The organism is Rhodoferax koreense (assembly GCF_001955695.1).
GTDB classification, from domain to species: Bacteria; Pseudomonadota; Gammaproteobacteria; order Burkholderiales; family Burkholderiaceae_C; genus Rhodoferax_B; species Rhodoferax_B koreensis.
Window position 1 is genome coordinate 3,041,311 of the sequence record NZ_CP019236.1, and the last position, 19,718, is coordinate 3,061,028.

Sequence of the window (19,718 nt, forward strand, 5' to 3'; positions counted from 1 at the left end):
GGCCGGTCGGCAGTCAAACCTCCAGCCACTCCCTGCGCACGCCGGCGTCCGCGCGCAGGGCGTCCGGGGTGCCTTCGAACACGATGCTGCCGTGGCCCATGACGAGCGTGCGGTCGGAGATCGCCATGGCGATGGTCAGCTTCTGCTCGATCAGCAGCACCGAGATACCGCGGTCCTTGAGCCGCCTCAGGTACTGGCCGACGAGTTCCACGATCTGGGGCGCCAGGCCTTCGGTGGGTTCGTCGATGATGACGAGATCAGGGTCGCCCATCAGCGTGCGGCACAAGGTGAGCATCTGCTGCTCCCCGCCCGAGAGCACCCCGGCCTCGGTGTGCTGGCGCTCGCGCAGCCGCGGGAACATGGCGTACATGTCCTCGAGCGACCAGCGGCCGCTCGGATGCCGGTGCTTCTGCCCGAGCCGCAGGTTCTGCTCCACCGTGAGCCGTGGGAAGACGTCGCGGTTTTCCGGCACATAGCCAATGCCGAGTTGGGCGATTTCATAGGCTTTCTTGCCCAGCACCTCCTGGTGGCGCCACTGCAGCGAGCCTTCCCCGTGCACCAGGCCCATGATGGCCTTGGCGGTGGTGGAGCGGCCCGATCCGTTGCGCCCCAGCAGCGCCACGATCTCCCCGGGCCGGACCTCGAAGGAGACGCCGTGCAGCACATGGCTCTTGCCGTAGTAGGCATGCACGTCCTTGAGCTGCAGCATCAGGCGTCTCCTTCGGGCTGCGCCGGCGTACCCAGGTAGGCTTCCTGCACGCGCGGGTCGGCGCGCACCGCGTCGGGTGTGTCGAAGGCGATGACTTCGCCGTAGACCACCACCGCGATGCGGTCGGCCAGGCCGAAGACCACGCCCATGTCGTGCTCCACGGTGAGCAGCGTCCGGCCCACCGTGACCTCGCGGATCAACTGGATGAAGCGCGCGGTTTCGGCCTTGCTCATGCCGGCCGTGGGTTCGTCGAGCAGCACCACCGGCGCGCCGCCTGCGATGGTGATGCCGATCTCGAGCGCGCGCTGCTCGGCATAGGTCAGGTTCATCGCCAGCACCTCGCGTTTGCCCTCCAGGCGCACCATCGCCAGCAGCTCCTCGGTGCGCCGGTTCGCGTCGTCCAGGCGGGAGAGGAACCGGAAGAGGCTGTAGCGATAACCCAGGCTCCACAACACGCCGCAGCGCAGGTTCTCGAAGACACTGAGCTTGGGAAAGATGTTGGTGATCTGGAAACTGCGCGCCAGGCCGAGACGGTTGATTTCGTAGGGTGTCTTGCCGTCGATGCGCCGCCCGGCCAGCCGGATCTCGCCGCCGCTGGGCGCGAAGCGCCCGCTGATCAGGTTGAACAGCGTGGACTTGCCCGCTCCGTTCGGGCCGATCACGGCCACACGTTCGCCCGCCGCCACGCGCAGGTTCACGCCGCGGATGATCTCCGTCTTGCCAAACCGCTTGCGCAGATCGACGAGCTCGAGTGCCGGGCCGTTCATGGCCGGCCTTCGCGGCCCAGGCGTTCGGCCTCGATCGCGTCCTGGATGCCGCCCCAGACCTGCGCGAAACGCCGGCAGGCGATGACGAACAGCGCACAGCCCACGACGGCGATTGCCGCTGCGGCTAGCCAGTCGGCGCTGCCGTGCGTGTCCAGCATCACGCCCATGAACCGCAACTGCGGGCTCAGCGCCGCATTGAGTTGCAGGTGATACACCATCTCGATCAGCGCCGCGATGCCGACGAAGGCCACCGCGCCGGTGAGCAGCAGCCCGAGGTAGGGCAGGCGCAGTTGGCCGAAGCGGCCCGCGGCGGCGACACGCAGGTTCATCATCACCAGGCTGGCGATGCCGCCGGGCGCATACATCACCATGAACAGGAACACCAGGCCCAGGTACAGCAGCCAGGCCTGCGTGAATTCGCTCAGCAGGACGGTCGCCAGCACCATCAGGACCGCGCCGATGATCGGGCCGAAGAAAAACGTGGCGCCGCCGAGGAAGGTGAACAGCAGGTAGGCGCCAGAGCGGTAGGCACTCACCACCTCGGAGGTGACGATCTCGAAGTTCAGCGCGGCCAGCCCACCCGAGATGCCGGCGAAGAAACCGGCGATGACGAACGCGAGATAGCGCACCATCTGCGTGTCGTAGCCGACGAAGGCCACGCGCTCGGGGTTGTCGCGCACCGCATTGAGCATGCGCCCCAGCGGCGTGCGGGTGAACGCGAACATCAGCGCGGTGCAGGCGAAGGTGTAGGCGGCGATCAGGTAGTACAGCTGGATCTGCGGGCCGAACGTGATGCCGAATGGCTTGGCGCCAGTGACCCGGTTGCCCGAGATGCCGCCCTCCCCGCCGAAGAATTCGGGAAACATCAGCGACATCGCCCAGACCAGCTCGCCCAGGCCGAGCGTGATCATGCCGAAGGTCGTGCCCGACTTGCGCGTGGTGATCCAGCCGAACAGCGCCGCGAAGAACAGCCCGGCAAGGCCCCCGACCAGGGGCACCAGGCTCACGGGAAACGGGATGTTGCCGGCGCTGGCCCAGTTCAGCGTGTGCATGGCCAGAAACGAACCGAGGCCCGGATACACGGCATGGCCGAAACTCAGCATGCCGCCCTGGCCGAACAGGATGTTGTAGCTCAGGCAGACGATGATGGCGATGCCCATCTGGCTCAGCATGGTATGGGCCAGGCTGCTGCGAAACACCAGCGGCGCGACGACCAGCACCAGGGCGAAGGCCGACCAGACGGCGATGCGGCCGAGGTTCAAGGGCTTGAAGCCGTAGACGGAAGTGCTGGCCATGCCTTCAACCTTCCCGGGTGCCGAGCAGGCCCTTGGGCCGGAAGATCAGCATCAGCACCAGGAACAGGTAAGGCAGGATCGGCGCCACCTGGCTGAGCTTGAGCTTCCACAGCGCATAGCCGAAGCTCTCGGGCGTGAGCTGCCAGCCGAGCGTGCCGGCCGCGCCGAGCAGCGAACTGTCGATCGCCACCGCGAAGGTCTGCAGGCAGCCGATCAAGAGCGAAGCCAGGAAGGCCCCCGCCAGCGAACCCATGCCGCCGACCACCACCACCACGAAGATCACCGAGCCCACGGTGGCGGCCATGCCCGGCTCGGTGACGAAGGCGTTGCCGCCGATCACACCGGCCAGCCCGGCCAGCGCGGCGCCACCGCCGAACACCAGCATGAACACGCGCGGCACGTTGTGGCCGAGGGATTCGACCATTTCGGGATGCGTGAGCGCGGCCTGGATCACCAGGCCGATGCGCGTGCGCGTGAGCAGGCCCCAGATCGCCACCAGCATCAGCACTGCCACCAGCATCATGAAGCCGCGGTAGACCGGGAACTGCGTGCCGTACAGCGTGAAGAGCGGGCCCTGCAGCTCGGGCGGAATGCCGTAGTTGACGGCGCTGCGGCCCCAGACCAGTTGCACCAGCTCATGGATGATGTAGCTCAGGCCGAAGGTGATCAGTAGCTCCGGCACATGACCGAACTTGTGCACCCGGCGCAGGCAGAACCTCTCGAAGCCCGCGCCGAGCAGGCCGACCAGCAGCGGCGCCACGACCAGCGCGGGCCAGAAGCCGAGCCATTCGGAGACGCTGTAGGCCAGGTAGGCGCCGAGCATGTAGAACGAGGCATGCGCGAAGTTGAGCACGCCCATCATGCTGAAGATCAGCGTGAGGCCGGAACTCAGCATGAACAGCAGCAAGCCGTAGCTCACGCCGTTCAGCAGCGATATGGTGAAAAATTCCATCGATCCTCTTCAAGAATGCCGAGGGGGCCAAGGATATCTGGCTCCGGGCCCGGGCCGAGAGGCTCTCAACCTCTCAACCGGGCCGCTTCATCTGGCACGAGGTCGGTGTGGAGGCGACGTAGGGCTCATACACCTTCACCGGCACGAAGGCGTGGCCGGTGTTCTCGGCCTGCATCGGATTCTTGGCGTCGGTCTTCTGCCAGACCGAGAGATACAGCGTCTGCTGCAGTTGGTGGTCGGTGCGGCGCATCTCCACGTCGCCGTTAAAACTCTTGAACTTGAGCCCTTCCAGCGCAGCCGCGACCTTCACTGGGTCCGAGGACCGCGCCTTGGCCATGGCCTCGCCCAGCATCGCATAGGTGTGGTAGACGGCACCGGTGTACATGTCCTCGTTGAACCTCTTCTTGAAGTCACCCATGAGCGTGCCGATCTCGCCGGGCATGTTGGTGGCGTTGTAGGCGATCTGGTAGACGCGGCCGGCCGCGTTCGCACCCAATGCCGTGGGCGCACCGGTGATGCCGCCGTAGTAGGTGTAGAACTTGACGTTGTTCAGCCCCGCGTCGTTGGCCGCGCGGATCAGCAGCGCCAGGTCCGAACCCCAGTTGCCGGTGATCACCGTGTCGGCACCCGAGGCCTTGATCTTCGCGACGTAGGGCGCGAAGTCGCGCACCTGGGCCAGGGGGTGCAGGTCGTCGCCGACGATCTGGATGTCGGGCCGCTTGCGCGCCAGGTTCTCGCGCGCGAACTTCACCACCTGGACGCCGTGGGCGTAGTTCTGGTTGATCAGGAAGACCTTCTTGATGTCGGGCTGGTCCTTGATGTAGGTGGTGAGCGCTTCCATCTTCATCGAGGTGTCGGCATCCACGCGGAAATGCCAGTAGCTGCATTTGCTGTTGGTGAAGTCCGGGTCCATGGCCGCGTAGTTGACGAACAGCACCTCCTTGCCCGGGTTGCGTTCGTTGTGTTTGGCCACGCCGTCGATGATGGCCGCGGCCGCGCCCGAGCCGTCGCCCTGCACCACGTAGCGCACGCCCTGGTCGATCACGGACTTCAGCGCATTCAGCGTCTCCTGCGGGCTGAGCTTGTTGTCGATGCCCGTGATCTCGAAGGTCACGCCGGCGGGGTTGCGGCGGTTGAAGTATTCGGCGAGGAACTGGAAGCTCTTGAGCTGGTTCTGCCCCACGCCGGCCATCAGCCCGGACAGCGGATCGATCCAGGCGATCTTCACCACCTCGCCCTTGAGCGGACCCGTCGCCATGGACTGTGCGGCCGTCTGGGCCCAGGCCTGCCCGAGCCCGGCGCAGCCGATGGCCACCGTCAGGGCGATGTGTTTGAAAACCGATGCCATGGTGTGTCTCCGGTGGTGAACAGGCCACCGAGATTAAGGGCCAAGCCCGGCGCGCCGCTCAGGGATTGCCCTTGCAAGGTCGCGGCAGCTATCGCACAGGCGACTCTTTCCAGATTCCGTGCGGTTGCGCTCAGCCGGTGGGCAACTGGTAATCCTTGAGGATCTCGCGCAGCCGGGTCTTGAGCATCTTGCCGGTCGGCCCGAGCGGGATCGCGTCGACGAAGACCACGTCGTCGGGCACCTGCCACTTGGCGGCCTTGCCTTCGTAGAACGCGAGCAGGGTGTCCCGGTCGAGCTCAGCGCCCGGCTTCTTGACCACGGCCAGGATCGGCCGCTCGTCCCACTTCGGGTGTTTCACGCCGATGCAGGCGGCCATGGCCACGGCCGGGTGCGCCACGGCGATGTTCTCGATGTCGATCGAACTGATCCACTCGCCGCCGGACTTGATCACGTCCTTGCTGCGGTCGGTGATCTGCATGTAGCCTTCGGCGTCGATGGTGGCCACGTCGCCGGTGGGAAACCAGCGCTGGCCGTCGGCGTCGGCCACCAGCGGGTCGCCGCCCTCGCCCTTGAAGTACTGGGCCACGATCCACGGCCCCTTGACCAGCAGGTCGCCGTAGCTCGTGCCGTCGAACGGCAGCTCCGCGCCGTTGGCGTCCACGATCTTCATGTCCACGCCGTAGATAGCCCGGCCCTGCTTCAGCCGGATCTTCATCTGCTCTTCCTTGGGCAGGCCGAGGTGCTTGTTCTTCAGCGTGCACAGCGTGCCCAGCGGCGACATCTCGGTCATGCCCCAGGCGTGCAGCACCTCCACGCCGTAATCCTCCTGGAACGCGTGGATCATCGCCGGCGGACAGGCCGAGCCGCCGATCACCGTGCGCTTGAGGCTGCTGAACCTCAGCCCCTGCGGCCGCATGTGGCCGAGCAGCATCTGCCAGATGGTAGGTACGCCGGCGGCGAAGGTGACCTGCTCGGCCTCGATGAGTTCATAGACCGACTTGCCGTCCATCGCCGCACCGGGAAACACCAGCTTGCAGCCGGTGAGCGCCGCGCTGTACGGGATGCCCCAGGCGTTGACGTGGAACATCGGCACCACGGCCAGCACGGAATCGCGCGCGCTGAGGTTCATCACGTCGGGCAAGGCCGCCGCATAGGCGTGCAGCGAGGTCGAGCGGTGGCTGTACAGCGCGGCCTTGGGGTTGCCGGTGGTGCCGCTGGTGTAGCACATGCTGGAGGCCGAGTTCTCGTCGAAGACCGGCCAGACGTAGGTGTCGGACTGCGCGTCGATCCAGGCGTCGAAGCTGCGCAGCCCGGGAATGCCCGTGCCCTCGGGCAGCTTGTCGGCGTCGCACAGCATCACCCAGTGCTTCACCGTCGCGCACTTGCCGTGGATGGCCTGGATGATGGGCAGGAAGGTGGCGTCGAAACACAGCACCTGGTCTTCCGCGTGGTTGGTGATCCAGGCGATCTGCTCGGGGTGCAGCCGCGGGTTCACGGTGTGCAGCACGCGGCCCGAGCCGCTCACGCCGAAGTAGAGTTCCAGGTGGCGGTAGCCGTTCCAGGCCAGCGTGGCCACGCGGTCGCTGAAGCCCAGCTGCAGGCCGTCGAGCGCATTTGCCACCTGGCGTGCCCGGCGTGCGATGCCGCGCCAGGTGGTGCGGTGCACGTCACCCTCGACGCGGCGCGAGACGATTTCGCCGTCGCCGTGGTGCCGGTCGGCGAACTGGATCAGTGACGAGATCAACAGCGGTTGGTCCTGCATCAAGCCGAGCATGAGGGGTCTCCTGGTGGTTTTTCGGATTCATGGACAAGCCACAGTATTGCCCAGGGCCTGCGCCGCGCGGCGTGGGGGTTCTACCCAGACCGTCACCTGCGGCACACCCCGGGCCCAAGGCCCTGCCCGGCGCACGCCCATCCCGAGTGCCGGACAATCGCGCGATGCAATCCGTTCTCGATCCCACTGCCGACACCCTGTCCATCGACACCGGACTGACCTGGCGCAACCGTTTCGCCGCGCTGGGCCCGGCGTTCTCGACCTTGCTGTCGCCCACGCCGCTGGCCGCGCCGTACTGGGTCGCGCAGAGCGCCGACGCGGCCGCGCTGCTCGGCGTCGATGCCGGCTGGATGGCTTCGGACGCCGCCCTGCAGGCCTTCACCGGCAACCGGATCGTGGCGGGTGCGGCACCGCTGGCCAGCGTCTACAGCGGCCACCAGTTCGGCGTCTGGGCTGGGCAACTGGGCGATGGCCGCGCCATCCTGCTCGGCGAAACCGCCGGCGCCGACGGCCACCCGCCGCTGGAAGTCCAGCTCAAGGGGGCGGGCCGCACGCCGTATTCGCGCATGGGCGACGGCCGTGCCGTGCTGCGCTCGAGCATCCGCGAATTCCTGTGCAGCGAGGCCATGCACGGCCTGGGCGTGGCCACCACCCGCGCGCTGTGCATCACCGGCTCCGATGCGCCGGTGCGGCGCGAGGAGATCGAGACCGCGTCCGTCGTGACACGCCTGGCGCCGAGTTTCATCCGCTTCGGCCATTTCGAACATTTTTCCTCGCGCGAGCAGTTCGGCGAACTGCGCCAGCTCGCCGACTTCGTGATCGACAGCTTCTACCCCGAATGCCGCCGCTCGAAGGCCTTCCCCGACAGTCCCTACGCGGCGCTGCTGCAGGCGGTGAGCGAACGCACCGCGCAGATGGTGGCGCGCTGGCAGGCCGTGGGTTTCTGCCACGGGGTGATGAACACCGACAACATGAGCATCCTGGGCCTGACCATCGACTACGGCCCGTTCCAGTTCCTCGACGGCTTCGACCCGGGCCACATCTGCAACCACAGCGACACGCAGGGCCGCTACGCCTTCAACCGCCAGCCCAACGTGGCCTACTGGAACCTGTTCTGCCTGGGCCAGTCGCTGCTGCCGCTGATCGACGACCAGGCGCAGGCCCTGGCCGCGCTGGAAACCTACAAGACGCTGTTTCCCGAACTGCTGATGCGCGAGATGCGCGCCAAGCTGGGCCTGCCGGACGCGCAGTCCGAAGACGCGGCCTTCGTCGAGGCCACGCTGCAACTGCTGGCCGCCGCGCGCGTGGACCACACCATCTTCTGGCGCCGACTCGGCCACTGGGTGGCGGGCACCCTGGACCAGGATGCCGACGCCGTGCGCGACCTGTTCCTCGACCGCGCGGCCTTCGACGCCTGGCTGCTACGTTATTCGGAGCGGCTCGCGCCCGCCGACAGGGCGCTGGCGGGCGATTCGATGCGCAAGACGAATCCGAAATTCGTGCTGCGCAACCATCTGGGCGAAGAAGCGATCCGGCAGGCGAAACTAAAGGACTTTTCCGGAGTCCATACGTTGTTAAAGCTGCTGCGGGCCCCATTTGACGAACATCCGGGGTATGAGACATACGCCGGCTTCCCGCCCGACTGGGCATCATCGATCGAGATCAGCTGTTCATCATGAGCCAAAACACCATCGAGAAAACCGACGCCGAATGGAAGGCCATCCTGGCTGAAAAAGGCGCCGAGCCAGCGGCCTTTCAGGTCACGCGCCATGCGGCCACCGAAAGGCCACACACCGGCAAGTTCAACGCGCATTGGGCCAACGGCAGCTACAACTGCATCTGCTGCGGCGCCAAGCTGTTCGACTCGGCCACCAAGTTCGACGCGGGCTGCGGCTGGCCGAGTTTTTCGGAAGCCGCCGACCCTGGCGCGATCCGCGAGATCATCGACACCAGCCATGGCATGCGTCGCGTGGAGACGGTGTGCGCCAAGTGCGGCGCCCACCTGGGCCATGTGTTCGACGACGGCCCGAGCGAGACGGGCCTGCGGTATTGCATGAATTCGGCATCGCTCGGTTTCGAGCCGGCCAAGCAAGGCTGACGGCAAAATCGCCGAAAATCGGGAGCGGTTCGCCCATTTTGGCGAACCGCCCTCGCAACCCAAGCGGCGCTCGCCACTCCGCGCCAACCGCCGCGCAACCCTTCCTCCATGAAACTTCTGCTCGATTTTTTGCCCATCCTGTTGTTCTTCGGCGCCTTCAAGCTCTACAACATCTTTGTGGCCACCGGTGTGCTGATGGCCGCCACGGTCGTCCAGATGGGCATCACCTACGCGCTCGACCGCAAGCTGCAGACCATGCAGAAGGCCACGCTGGCGCTGGTGCTGGTGTTCGGCGCGCTCACGCTGCTGCTGCACGACGAGAACTTCATCAAGTGGAAACCCACGGTGCTGTACGCGGCCATGGCGCTCGGCCTGGCGTTCGCCGTCTGGGGCCTGAAGAAGAACTTCCTCAAGCTCATGCTCGGCAGCCAGCTCGAGCTGCCCGATGCGGTGTGGATGCGGCTCAACCTGGTGTGGATCAGCTATTGCGTGTTCATGGCCATCGTCAACGCCTACGTGGCCGCCTATTACTCCACCGAGCAATGGGTCAACTTCAAGCTCTGGGGTTATGTGTTCCCGCTGGCGTTCATCGTCGGCCAGGGCATCTATGTGTCGCGCCACATCAAGGGCGAGGACGAAAAGCAGCAAGAGCCCGGAGCCTGAGGCCATGACCCACACCACACCCACCGCCGCCGAGCTCGACGCGCGGCTGCGCGCCAGGCTGTCGCCGACGGCCCTCGAAGTGCTCGACGAAAGCGCCGCCCATGCGGGCCACGCCGGAGCCAACGGCACCGGCTACGGCACGCATTTCAGGGTCCGCATCGCCTCCCCGCTGTTCGATGGACGGCCTCGCGTGGCGCGCCATCGGCTTGTGTATGATGCGCTGCAAGATTTTATGGACCAGGGCCTGCACGCCGTTGCCATTGAAGTGCTTTGAGCACGGCGCACCTTCATTCCTTTCATCCCGATTTCGGTGTTGTTCGTCGAGCGACGCCTTTCCCACCTTCTCCAAGGACCATTCACCCATGAAAAAGAATCTGATCTCCGCCTTGGTGGCGGCCACCCTGCTCGGCTCGCTGGCCCTGCCCGCGATGGCGCAGAACCTGGCCATCGTCAACGGCAAGGCCGTGCCCAAGGCGCGCGCCGATGCGCTGTCCCAGCAGGTTGCCAAGTCCGGCCGGCCGGTCACGCCTGAAATCGAAGGCCAGATCAAGGAAGAAGTGATCGCCCGCGAAATCTTCATGCAGGAAGCGCAAAAGCGCGGCCTCGACGTGACCGACGACTTCAAACAGCAGATGGAACTGGCCCGCCAGACCATCCTGATTCGCGAATTGTTCGCCGACTACCAGAAGTCCAACCCGGTGACCGACGCCGACCTCCAGGCCGAATACGACAAGTACGTGGCCGCCAATTCCGGCAAGGAATTCAAGGTCCACCACATCCTGGTCGAGAAGGAAGACCAGGCCAAGGCCATCATCGCCCAGTTGAAGAAGGGTGGCAAAGGCAACAGCTTCGAAGAGATCGCCAAGAAGCAGTCCAAGGACCCAGGCTCCGGCGCCAATGGCGGCGACCTCGACTGGGCCGCGCCCGGCAGCTATGTGAAGGAATTCACCGACGCCCTGCTCACGCTGAAGAAGGGCCAGACCACCGACACGCCGGTGAAGACCCAGTTCGGCTACCACATCATCCGCCTGGACGACGAACGCACCGCGCAACTGCCGAAGTTCGAGGAAGTCAAGCCGCAGATCGCCCAGCAGATGCAGCAGCAGAAGCTCGCCGCGTTCCAGCAGGAACTGCGCGCCAAAGCGAAGATCGAGTAACTGGCACACCCCCAGCTTCAGAGCAGAGCTCTGAAGTCCCCCTTGCAGGGGGCAACACCAGCAGCCCGGCAAAGCCGGTTCTGCGGTGTTCTGGAAGGCTTATCTGTTCGGCTTCGGCCGTTTTTTTACGCCCTCAGCCAGGCGAAGGCGGCGAGCAGGCCGATCAGCACCGGCTGGTGCAGCATGTAATACGACAGGCTCCAGCGGCCGAGTGGGGCCAGCGCGGCCGCTGGCCGTGGCAAGGGCTTGGACAGCCAAGCGGGCCCGGTGCGCTGCAGCCACTGCGCCGCCGCCACGCCCCACCACACCACGCCGAGCCAGGGGAACACGGGCACATAGTCCTCGGTGACGGGCTTGCGGGTGATCCAGCCCAGCCAGTTCAACGGTTTTGCATCGAAGAATACGGCGATGACGCTGGTAGATAGTGCGGATTCAGCTATGAATTTGGAAGCAATCGCCAGCAGGCCCGCGAGCCACAGCCAGCGCCCCCAGCCGGCCGTGAGCCGGGCCACGATCAGCATCACCGCCAGGCCGTGCAGCACGCCGAAGTAGATGAAGCTCCTGGGGAACATCCAGTACGAGCCGGCCGTCACCAGCAACGCGCAGACCGCCACCAGCCGCCAGCGCCGCCAGAATCGGCCCCAGCCCTGCCCTTGCGCCACCGCCATGCCCTGACCCAGGCCGGCGCAGAAGAGGAACAGGCTCACGATGATGGTGCGCTGCCAGGTCCAGAACGGATCGGCATAAAAATCCTGGCGGATGTAGCCCGATGTCTGCAGGTCGAAGCAGAAATGGAAAACCGTCATCCAGACCATGGCGAAACCCCGCAACGCATCGATCGCATCGAGGCGCTGCGGGAGGGCTGTCACCCGATCAGCCTTGGGCGGCAACCCGGTCGGCCTTGCTCTGGAGTTTGTTCAGCGCGCTCAGGTAGGCCTTGGCGGACGCCACCACGATGTCCGGATCGGCGCCCACGCCATTCACCACACGTCCACTGTTCTGCAGCCGCACCGTCACTTCGCCCTGGCTCTCGGTCGAGCCGCTGATCGCGTTCACCGAATACAGCACCATCTCGGCGCCGCTTTTCACATGCGTTTCGATGGCCTTGAGCGAGGCGTCGACCGGGCCGTTGCCGTCCGATTCGCCATGCACTTCCTGGCCGTTCACCGAGAACACGATGCTGGCGCGCGGCCGCTCGCCGGTTTCGCTGTGCTGCGACAGCGACACAAAGCTGTATTGCTCGTTGTCATGCGCCACGCTTTCATCGCTGACCAGGGCCAGGATGTCCTCGTCGAAGATCTCGCTCTTGCGGTCGGCGAGCTCCTTGAAGCGGGCGAACGCGGCATTGATGTCGGCCTCGCTTTCCATGGCCACACCGAGTTCCTGCAGCCGCTGCTTGAAGGCGTTGCGGCCACTGAGCTTGCCGAGCACGATCTTGTTGTGGCTCCAGCCCACGTCTTCGGCGCGCATGATCTCGTAGGTGTCGCGTGCCTTGAGCACGCCATCCTGGTGGATGCCCGAAGCGTGCGCGAACGCATTCGCGCCGACCACCGCCTTGTTCGGCTGCACCACGAAGCCCGTGGTCTGGCTCACCATGCGGCTCGTCGCCAGGATGTGGCGTGCGTCGATGCCGAGCTCCAGCCCGAAATAGTCCTTGCGCGTCTTCACCGCCATCACGATCTCTTCGAGCGAGCAGTTGCCCGCACGCTCGCCCAGGCCGTTGATGGTGCATTCCACCTGGCGCGCGCCGCCGATCTTCACGCCGGCCAGCGAATTGGCCACGGCCATGCCGAGGTCGTTGTGGCAATGCACGGACCACACGGCCTTGTCGCTGTTCGGGATGCGCTGGCGCAGGTTCAGGATGAAGTTGCCGTACAGCTCGGGAATCGCATAGCCCACGGTGTCGGGCACGTTGATGGTGGTGGCACCCTCGGCAATCACGGTCTCGAGCACGCGGCAGAGGAAGTCTTCGTCGCTGCGGTAGCCGTCCTCGGGGCTGAATTCGATGTCGCCGACGAGGTTGCGCGCGAAACGCACCGACTGCTTGGCCTGCTCGAACACCTGGTCGGGCGTCATGCGCAGCTTCTTCTCCATGTGCAGCGCCGAGGTCGCGATGAACACATGGATGCGCGCGCGTTCCGCGTCCTTCAGCGCCTCGGCCGAGCGCGAGATGTCGCGGTCGTTGGCGCGCGACAGCGAGCAGATCGTCGATTCGCGCACCGCACGTGCGATGGCCTGCACGCATTCGAAGTCGCCGTTGGAACTGGCGGCGAAACCGGCCTCGATCACGTCGACCTTGAGCCTCTCGAGTTGGCGCGCGATGCGCAGCTTTTCGTCACGCGTCATGGACGCGCCCGGTGACTGCTCGCCATCGCGCAAGGTGGTGTCGAAAATGATGAGTTTGTCGGTCATGGGGCGCTCCTTGGATTTTCAGATACGGGCCGGTTCGCCAGATTCAGCAGGTTCGGCCGATGGCGCATTGTCGCGCTTGCCGGCATGGGCTTCGGCACGCTGCAGGCCGCTGACGATGGCCTTGAGCGAGGCGGAGACGATGTTCGCGTCGATGCCCACGCCGAACACCGTGTGCTGCTCGTCGATGCGCAATTCCAGGTAGGCCACGGCCTGGGCATTGGCACCGCCGCTCAGCGCGTGTTCGTGGTAGTCCAGCACCCGGACCTGGGTGGCGGAGCTTGCGTTCCAGTGGTTGACGAAGGCATCGATCGGGCCCACGCCCTGCTCGCCTGCCGGCACCTGCGGCACGGCGATGCGGGTCAGGCCGTATTCGCGTTCGAACAAAGCCCACAGGTCCTTCGCCGTGAGCTCCTTGCCGTCCTCGTCCATCACGCCCTGCACCACCTGGCTGAATTCGATCTGCAGGCGGCGCGGCAATTCCAGGCCGTATTCGCTCTCGAGCAGGTACGAGATCCCGCCCTTGCCGGACTGGCTGTTGACGCGGATCACCGCCTCGTAGCTGCGGCCGAGATCCTTGGGATCGACAGGCAGGTACGGAATGTCCCAGATGTCGTCGGCCTTGCGCGCGCTGAAGGCCTTCTTGATCGCGTCCTGGTGGGAACCCGAAAACGAGGTGTAGACCAGGTCGCCCGCATAAGGATGGCGCGGATGCACTGGCAACTGGTTGCAGAACTCCACCGTGCGGCGGATCTCGTCGATTTCCGAGAAGTCGAGGCCGGGCGAAATGCCCTGCGTGTAGAGGTTCAGCGCCACGTTGACCAGGTCGAGGTTGCCGGTGCGCTCGCCGTTGCCGAACAGGCAGCCTTCGATGCGGTCGGCACCGGCCATCAAGGCGAACTCACCCGCGGCCGTGCCCGTGCCGCGGTCGTTGTGCGGGTGCACGGACAACACGATCGCCTCACGGCGCGCGAGGTTGCGGTGCATCCATTCCATCATGTCGGCGAAGATGTTCGGCGTTGAATGCTCCACCGTCGAGGGCAGGTTGATGATGCACTTGTGCTCGGGCGTGGGTTGCCAGACCGCCGTGACCGCGTCGACGACACGTTTGGAAAAAGCGAGCTCGGTACCGGAGAACATCTCGGGCGAATACTGGAATGTCCACTTCGTCTTTGGGTGTTCGGCGGCGATGTCCTTGAACAGCTGTGCGTTGGCGGTGGCAAGGGCGACGATGCCGTCCTCGTCCATGCCGAGCACCACGCGGCGCATGATCGGCGCCACCGCGTTGTAGAGGTGGACGATGGCGCGCGGCGCGCCGGCCAGCGATTCGAAGGTGCGGCGGATCAAGGGCTCGCGGGCCTGCGTCAGCACCTGGATCGTCACGTCGTCGGGAATCATGTCGTCCTCGATGAGCTTGCGCACGAAGTCGAATTCGACCTGTGATGCCGAGGGAAAGCCGACCTCGATTTCCTTGAAACCGATCTTCACCAGCATCTCGAACATCTTGAGCTTGCGCGCCATGTCCATCGGCTCGATCAGCGCCTGGTTGCCGTCGCGCAGGTCGGTGCTCAGCCAGATCGGTGCCCGGTCGAGCACGGCGTCGGGCCAGGTGCGGTCGGCGAGGCGGATCGGCGCGAAGGCGCGGTATTTGGTGATTGGCTGCTTCAACATGGTGGTCTCTCGATGTTCGGTTTCAAAACCAGCAACCCAATGAAAAACGGCCCGTTGCTGGTGCAGACGGGCCGTTGTACAGGTTTCGCGCGCGCGCTCTACTGTCTCCGCCCGTGGGGGATTAGCAGTAGGGTTAGCGAAATCTGGTTCATGCGCGAGACTCTAACACAAGTTTTTCACGCAAAGCACCCTGGACGCACACTCATTTGTGCAGGCCGCGTTCGTCGGGCTCGTCGGTCGAGGTGCTGATCACGCTCGTCTGCTGGCCCTTGGTCTTGCGCCAGGCGTACACGGCATAACCGCTCAAGCCGTAGATCACGAAGATGCTGAACATCACGGTGGGCGGATGAATGTTGATCACGGCGATGCCGAGCGCGATCAGCACGATCACGACGAAGGGCACGCTCTTCTTCATCTGGATGTCCTTGAAACTGTAGAACGGCACGTTGGTGACCATGGTCAGGCCCGCATACAGCGCCAGGGCGAACATTTCCCATTTGACCTGGCTGCCGCTGACCTCGTACTCGTTCATGAGCCAGATGAAGCCGGCCACGAGCGCGGCGGCCGCCGGCGACGGCAAGCCCTGGAAATAGCGTTTGTCGACCACCGCCGTATTGACGTTGAAACGCGCCAGCCGCAACGCCGCGCAGGCGCAATAGACGAAGGCCGCGATCCAGCCCCAGCGGCCCAGTTCCTTGAGCGACCAGACGTAGGCAATCAGCGCCGGCGCGGCGCCGAAGGACACCATGTCGGACAGCGAATCCATCTGTTCGCCGAACGCGCTCTGGGTGTTGGTCATGCGCGCGATGCGGCCATCCAGGCTGTCGAGCACCATGGCACAGAATACACCCGCGGCGGCCAGGTCGAAGCGGCCATTCACCGCCATCACCACCGCGTAGAAGCCGCCGAACAGCGCCGCCAGGGTGAACAGGTTGGGCAGGATGTAGATGCCCTTGCGCCGCTTGCGCACCACGACTTCGCTGTCATGCGCATCGTCTGCGTCGTTACCGTCATGCATTGGAAATCTGTCCTAGAAAGTGGGCGTTTAGTGTAAGCCAGTGCATCCGCGGTATCGGCAAAACATCCCCTGCGAAAGAGCACCCGAAAGAGGGGCGAAAAAAAGGCCACCGAGGTGGCCTTTCGCAAGAACCCGGGCGGGATCAGTTGCGCGACTTGTCGACCAGCTTGTTGGCCTTGATCCAGGGCATCATGGCGCGCAGCTGTTCGCCGACCACTTCGATCTGGTGTTCGGCGTTCAGGCGGCGGCGGCTGATCAGCACGGGCTGGCCGGCCGTGGCTTCGAGCACGAAGCTCTTGGCGTATTCACCGGTCTGGATGTCCTGCAGCACCTTCTTCATGGCCTTCTTGGTCTCGTCGGTGACGATGCGCGGGCCAGTCACGTACTCGCCATATTCGGCGTTGTTCGAGATCGAGTAGTTCATGTTGGCGATGCCGCCTTCATAGATCAGGTCGACGATCAGCTTCAATTCGTGCAGGCATTCGAAGTAGGCCATCTCCGGCGCGTAGCCGGCTTCCACCAGGGTTTCGAAACCGGCCTTGATGAGTTCGACGGTACCGCCGCACAGCACAGCCTGTTCGCCGAACAGGTCGGTTTCGGTTTCTTCGCGGAAGTTGGTCTCGATGATGCCGGCCTTGCCGCCACCGTTGGCCATGGCGTAGCTCAGGGCCAGGTCACGGGCCTTGCCGCTCTTGTCCTGGTGCACGGCCACGAGGTGGGGTACGCCGCCACCTTGCGTGAAGGTGCCGCGCACGGTGTGGCCAGGGGCCTTGGGCGCGACCATCCACACATCGAGGTCTTCGCGCGGCTGCACGAAGCCATAGTGCACGTTGAAACCGTGCGCGAACACCAGGGACGCGCCTTGCTTGATGTACGGGGCCACATCGTTCTTGTAGACCTGGGCGATCTGCTCGTCGGGCAGCAGGATCATGACCACGTCGGCGGCCTTCACGGCTTCCGAAACTTCCGCGACCTTCAGGCCGGCCTTCTCGACCTTGGACCACGAAGCGCCGCCCTTGCGCAGGCCGACCAGCACCTTGACGCCGCTGTCGTTCAGGTTCTGCGCGTGGGCATGGCCTTGGCTGCCGTAGCCGATGATGGTGACGGTCTTGCCCTTGATCAGGCTGAGGTCACAGTCTTTGTCGTAGAAAACCTTCATTTTTTGCTCCAGAGATAAGTTGGCGAAAGTGCCGTTACGACAGGCTCAGGGCGAACGTTGACCGGTATCGCCTCATCCACAATCCGTTCGCGCCGAGCCCGTCAACCCACGCGTGGACGATTCTTGAACCTAGACGCGCAGGATGCGTTCGCCGCGGCCGATGCCGCTGGAGCCGGTCCGCACCGTCTCCAGGATGGCGCTGCGGTCGATGGCTTCGAGGAAGGCGTCGTTCTTGGACTGGTCGCCGGTGAGCTCGATGGTGTAGCTCTTCTCGGTGACGTCGATGATGCGGCCGCGGAAGATGTCGGCCATGCGCTTCATCTCCTCGCGCTCCTTGCCGACGGCGCGCACCTTCACCATCATCAGCTCACGTTCGGTATAGGCGCCTTCGCTCAGGTCGACCACCTTGACGACCTCGATGAGCCGGTTCAGATGCTTGGTGATCTGCTCGATGACGTCGTCCGAGCCAGAGGTCTGGATGGTCATGCGCGACAGGGTGGCGTCCTCGGTGGGCGCGACGGTCAGCGATTCGATGTTGTAGCCGCGCGCCGAGAACAGGCCGACGACGCGGGAAAGAGCGCCGGGCTCGTTTTCCAGCAGAACTGCAATGATGTGTTTCATGGTGTGTGATTCCTCTTTTCGCTGCCCTCCCCCGCACACGGTAATGTGCGGGCTCGGCAGGCAATAGATTCGTCAAAAAAGTTGATCGACTATCGAATCGATAGCAGCTGACGCAGATCAGATCTGCGTCGCAGCCATGATTCGCTTAAAGGTCTTCGCTGCCCAGCAGCATTTCGGTGATGCCCTTGCCGGCCTGCACCATCGGGAACACGTTCTCGGTGGGGTCGGTGCGGAAGTCCATGAACACCGTGCGGTCCTTCAGGCGGCGTGCCTCGCGCAGCGCGGGCTCCACATCTTCAGGGCGTTCGATCAACAGGCCGACGTGGCCATAGGCCTCGGCCAGCTTCACAAAATTCGGCAGTGCGTCCATGTAGCTGCTGCTGTAGCGGCCGGCGTATTCCACCTCTTGCCACTGGCGCACCATGCCGAGGTAGCGGTTGTTCAGCGAGACGATCTTGATCGGCGTGTTGTACTGCAGGCAGGTGGAGAGTTCCTGGATGCACATCTGCACCGAGCCCTCGCCCGTCACGCAGAAGACCTCGCTGTCGGGCTTGGCGAGCTTGATGCCCATGGCATAGGGAATGCCCACACCCATGGTGCCCAGGCCGCCGGAGTTGATCCAGCGGCGTGGCTCGTCGAACTTGTAGTACTGCGCGGCCCACATCTGGTGCTGGCCGACGTCGGACGTGATGTAGGTGTCCGAATCCTTGGTCATGTTCCACAGCGTCTCGATCACACGCTGCGGCTTGATCACGTCGCCCTTGCCCAGGCTGTATTTCATGCAGTCGCGCTTGCGCCAGCCATCGATCGTTTCCCACCAGCCGCCGAGCGCACCGGCATCGGGCTTCAGGCCGGATTCACGGATCATGCCGATGAGTTCGGTGAGCACGTCCTTGACGTCGCCGACGATCGGGATGTCCACGCGCACACGCTTGGAGATGCTCGACGGATCGATGTCGATGTGGATGATCTTGCGTTCGTTCTGCGCGAAATGCTTGGGGTTGCCGATCACGCGGTCGTCGAAACGCGCGCCGACGGCCAGCAGCACGTCGCAGTGCTGCATCGCGTTGTTGGCCTCGATCGTGCCGTGCATGCCGAGCATGCCGAGGAACTTCGGATCGGACGCGGGATAGGCACCCAGGCCCATCAGCGTATTGGTGCACGGGTAGCCGAGCAGGTCGACCAGCGTGCGCAATTCCTGCGATGCATTGCTGAGGATCACGCCACCGCCGGTGTAGATGTAGGGCCGCTTGGCCGACATCAACAACTGCAGCGCCTTGCGGATCTGGCCGCCGTGGCCCTTGCGCACGGGGTTGTACGAACGCATTTCCAGGGTTTCGGGGTAACCATGGAAAGCCGTCTTCTTGAAGGAAACGTCCTTCGGAATGTCGACCACCACAGGGCCCGGACGGCCGGTGCGCGCGATGTGGAAGGCCTTCTTCATCGTCGCGGCCAGATCGCGCACGTCCTTCACCAGGAAGTTGTGCTTGACGATGGGGCGGGTGATGCCGACGGTGTCGCATTCCTGGAAGGCATCCAGGCCGATCGCATGCGTCGGCACCTGGCCGCTCACGATCACCATCGGGATGCTGTCCATGTAGGCCGTGGCGATGCCGGTCACGGCATTCGTGAGCCCCGGGCCGGAGGTGACCAGGGCCACGCCAACGTCGCCGGTGGCGCGTGCATAACCGTCGGCAGCGTGCACCGCGGCCTGCTCGTGGCGCACCAGCACGTGTTGCATGGTGTCCTGCTTGTACAGGGCGTCGTAGATGTAGAGCACCGCGCCACCGGGATAACCCCAGATGTGCTTGACGTTTTCGGCCTGCAGGCACTTCACCAGGATTTCGGCGCCCATCAGTTCCTGCTGCGTAGATGCAGAAGCGGCGTTCGAACGGGAAGCATTTTGAGCTGCGGAGGACGCAGCGGCGGCCGAAGCGATTTCGGCTTTGGAGATTTCCATGATGAACCTTTGTGAATTTCTCTAACGAAATACCTTGGGTGCTCTTTCACAGGACTCTTGTGGAGTTGTGTCAGAACTTGAGACCAGAGGCCATGAGCGCGCTGCTTGCATCGCCGG

Annotated in this window: 18 protein-coding genes; 5 read left to right on the top strand and 13 right to left on the bottom strand. The window is 64.5% G+C overall.

Annotated elements, in window-relative coordinates; translation table 11 throughout:
* Window positions 1–13: 13 nt before the first annotated feature.
* The 6 genes from RD110_RS14125 to RD110_RS14150 all read right to left on the bottom strand — a co-directional run bounded on the left by RD110_RS14125 (window position 14) and on the right by RD110_RS14150 (window position 6,845).
* Window positions 14–709 (bottom strand): ABC transporter ATP-binding protein, encoded by a 696-nt coding sequence (locus RD110_RS14125; RefSeq protein ID WP_076200075.1) that lies wholly within the window; start codon window positions 707–709, stop codon window positions 14–16.
* Window positions 709–1,476 carry an ABC transporter ATP-binding protein gene (locus RD110_RS14130; protein WP_076200076.1) on the bottom strand — a complete coding sequence of 256 codons (768 nt, stop codon included), beginning with the start codon at window positions 1,474–1,476 and terminating at the stop codon, window positions 709–711. The genes RD110_RS14125 and RD110_RS14130 overlap by 1 nt, the downstream gene beginning before the upstream one ends.
* Window positions 1,473–2,771 carry a branched-chain amino acid ABC transporter permease gene (locus RD110_RS14135; RefSeq protein ID WP_076200077.1) on the bottom strand — a complete coding sequence of 433 codons (1,299 nt, stop codon included), beginning with the start codon at window positions 2,769–2,771 and terminating at the stop codon, window positions 1,473–1,475. The genes RD110_RS14130 and RD110_RS14135 overlap by 4 nt, the downstream gene beginning before the upstream one ends.
* Before the next feature lie 4 nt (window positions 2,772–2,775).
* Window positions 2,776–3,723: a branched-chain amino acid ABC transporter permease gene (locus RD110_RS14140; RefSeq protein ID WP_076200078.1), complete on the bottom strand. Its 948-nt coding sequence runs from the start codon at window positions 3,721–3,723 to the stop codon at window positions 2,776–2,778.
* Between the two features lie 73 nt (window positions 3,724–3,796).
* A complete protein-coding gene (locus RD110_RS14145; RefSeq protein WP_076200079.1) occupies window positions 3,797–5,071 on the bottom strand; it encodes a branched-chain amino acid ABC transporter substrate-binding protein in 1,275 nt (424 codons plus the stop codon).
* Between the two features lie 130 nt (window positions 5,072–5,201).
* Window positions 5,202–6,845: a 3-(methylthio)propionyl-CoA ligase gene (locus tag RD110_RS14150; protein WP_076200080.1), complete on the bottom strand. Its 1,644-nt coding sequence runs from the start codon at window positions 6,843–6,845 to the stop codon at window positions 5,202–5,204.
* Between the two features lie 164 nt (window positions 6,846–7,009).
* Between RD110_RS14150 and RD110_RS14155 the strand changes: the two genes are divergently transcribed.
* From RD110_RS14155 to RD110_RS14175, 5 genes are all read left to right on the top strand, one after another.
* Entirely contained in the window at window positions 7,010–8,524 is a 1,515-nt protein-coding gene (locus RD110_RS14155) for a protein adenylyltransferase SelO (RefSeq protein WP_076200081.1), read from the top strand.
* On the top strand, window positions 8,521–8,943 hold the full coding sequence (gene msrB / locus RD110_RS14160) for a peptide-methionine (R)-S-oxide reductase MsrB (RefSeq protein WP_076200082.1): 423 nt from the start codon (window positions 8,521–8,523) through the stop codon (window positions 8,941–8,943). The genes RD110_RS14155 and msrB overlap by 4 nt, the downstream gene beginning before the upstream one ends.
* Window positions 8,944–9,051: 108 nt before the next feature.
* Window positions 9,052–9,606 carry a septation protein A gene (locus RD110_RS14165; protein WP_076200083.1) on the top strand — a complete coding sequence of 185 codons (555 nt, stop codon included), beginning with the start codon at window positions 9,052–9,054 and terminating at the stop codon, window positions 9,604–9,606.
* A 4-nt stretch (window positions 9,607–9,610) separates the two neighbouring features.
* Window positions 9,611–9,880 carry a BolA family protein gene (locus RD110_RS14170; RefSeq protein ID WP_076200084.1) on the top strand — a complete coding sequence of 90 codons (270 nt, stop codon included), beginning with the start codon at window positions 9,611–9,613 and terminating at the stop codon, window positions 9,878–9,880.
* 88 nt (window positions 9,881–9,968) lie between these two features.
* Window positions 9,969–10,763: a peptidylprolyl isomerase gene (locus RD110_RS14175; protein WP_076200085.1), complete on the top strand. Its 795-nt coding sequence runs from the start codon at window positions 9,969–9,971 to the stop codon at window positions 10,761–10,763.
* A gap of 125 nt (window positions 10,764–10,888) precedes the next feature.
* On the opposite strand, the gene RD110_RS14180 is transcribed toward RD110_RS14175, so the two are convergent.
* The 7 genes from RD110_RS14180 to RD110_RS14210 all read right to left on the bottom strand — a co-directional run bounded on the left by RD110_RS14180 (window position 10,889) and on the right by RD110_RS14210 (window position 19,601).
* Window positions 10,889–11,578 (bottom strand): acetyltransferase domain-containing protein, encoded by a 690-nt coding sequence (locus RD110_RS14180; protein ID WP_239467289.1) that lies wholly within the window; start codon window positions 11,576–11,578, stop codon window positions 10,889–10,891.
* Window positions 11,579–11,636: 58 nt separating this feature from the next.
* Complete coding sequence (locus RD110_RS14185) at window positions 11,637–13,175, bottom strand: 2-isopropylmalate synthase (RefSeq protein WP_076200087.1); 1,539 nt, start codon at window positions 13,173–13,175, stop codon at window positions 11,637–11,639.
* An 18-nt stretch (window positions 13,176–13,193) separates the two neighbouring features.
* Entirely contained in the window at window positions 13,194–14,843 is a 1,650-nt protein-coding gene (locus RD110_RS14190; protein ID WP_083686273.1) for a 2-isopropylmalate synthase, read from the bottom strand.
* A gap of 202 nt (window positions 14,844–15,045) precedes the next feature.
* On the bottom strand, window positions 15,046–15,861 hold the full coding sequence (gene pssA, locus RD110_RS14195) for a CDP-diacylglycerol--serine O-phosphatidyltransferase (protein WP_076200088.1): 816 nt from the start codon (window positions 15,859–15,861) through the stop codon (window positions 15,046–15,048).
* A gap of 142 nt (window positions 15,862–16,003) precedes the next feature.
* A complete protein-coding gene (gene ilvC, locus RD110_RS14200) occupies window positions 16,004–17,020 on the bottom strand; it encodes a ketol-acid reductoisomerase (protein ID WP_076200089.1) in 1,017 nt (338 codons plus the stop codon).
* A 129-nt stretch (window positions 17,021–17,149) separates the two neighbouring features.
* Window positions 17,150–17,641: an acetolactate synthase small subunit gene (gene ilvN / locus RD110_RS14205; protein ID WP_076200090.1), complete on the bottom strand. Its 492-nt coding sequence runs from the start codon at window positions 17,639–17,641 to the stop codon at window positions 17,150–17,152.
* A 145-nt stretch (window positions 17,642–17,786) separates the two neighbouring features.
* Entirely contained in the window at window positions 17,787–19,601 is a 1,815-nt protein-coding gene (locus RD110_RS14210) for an acetolactate synthase 3 catalytic subunit (RefSeq protein ID WP_076200091.1), read from the bottom strand.
* Window positions 19,602–19,718: the final 117 nt, after the last annotated feature.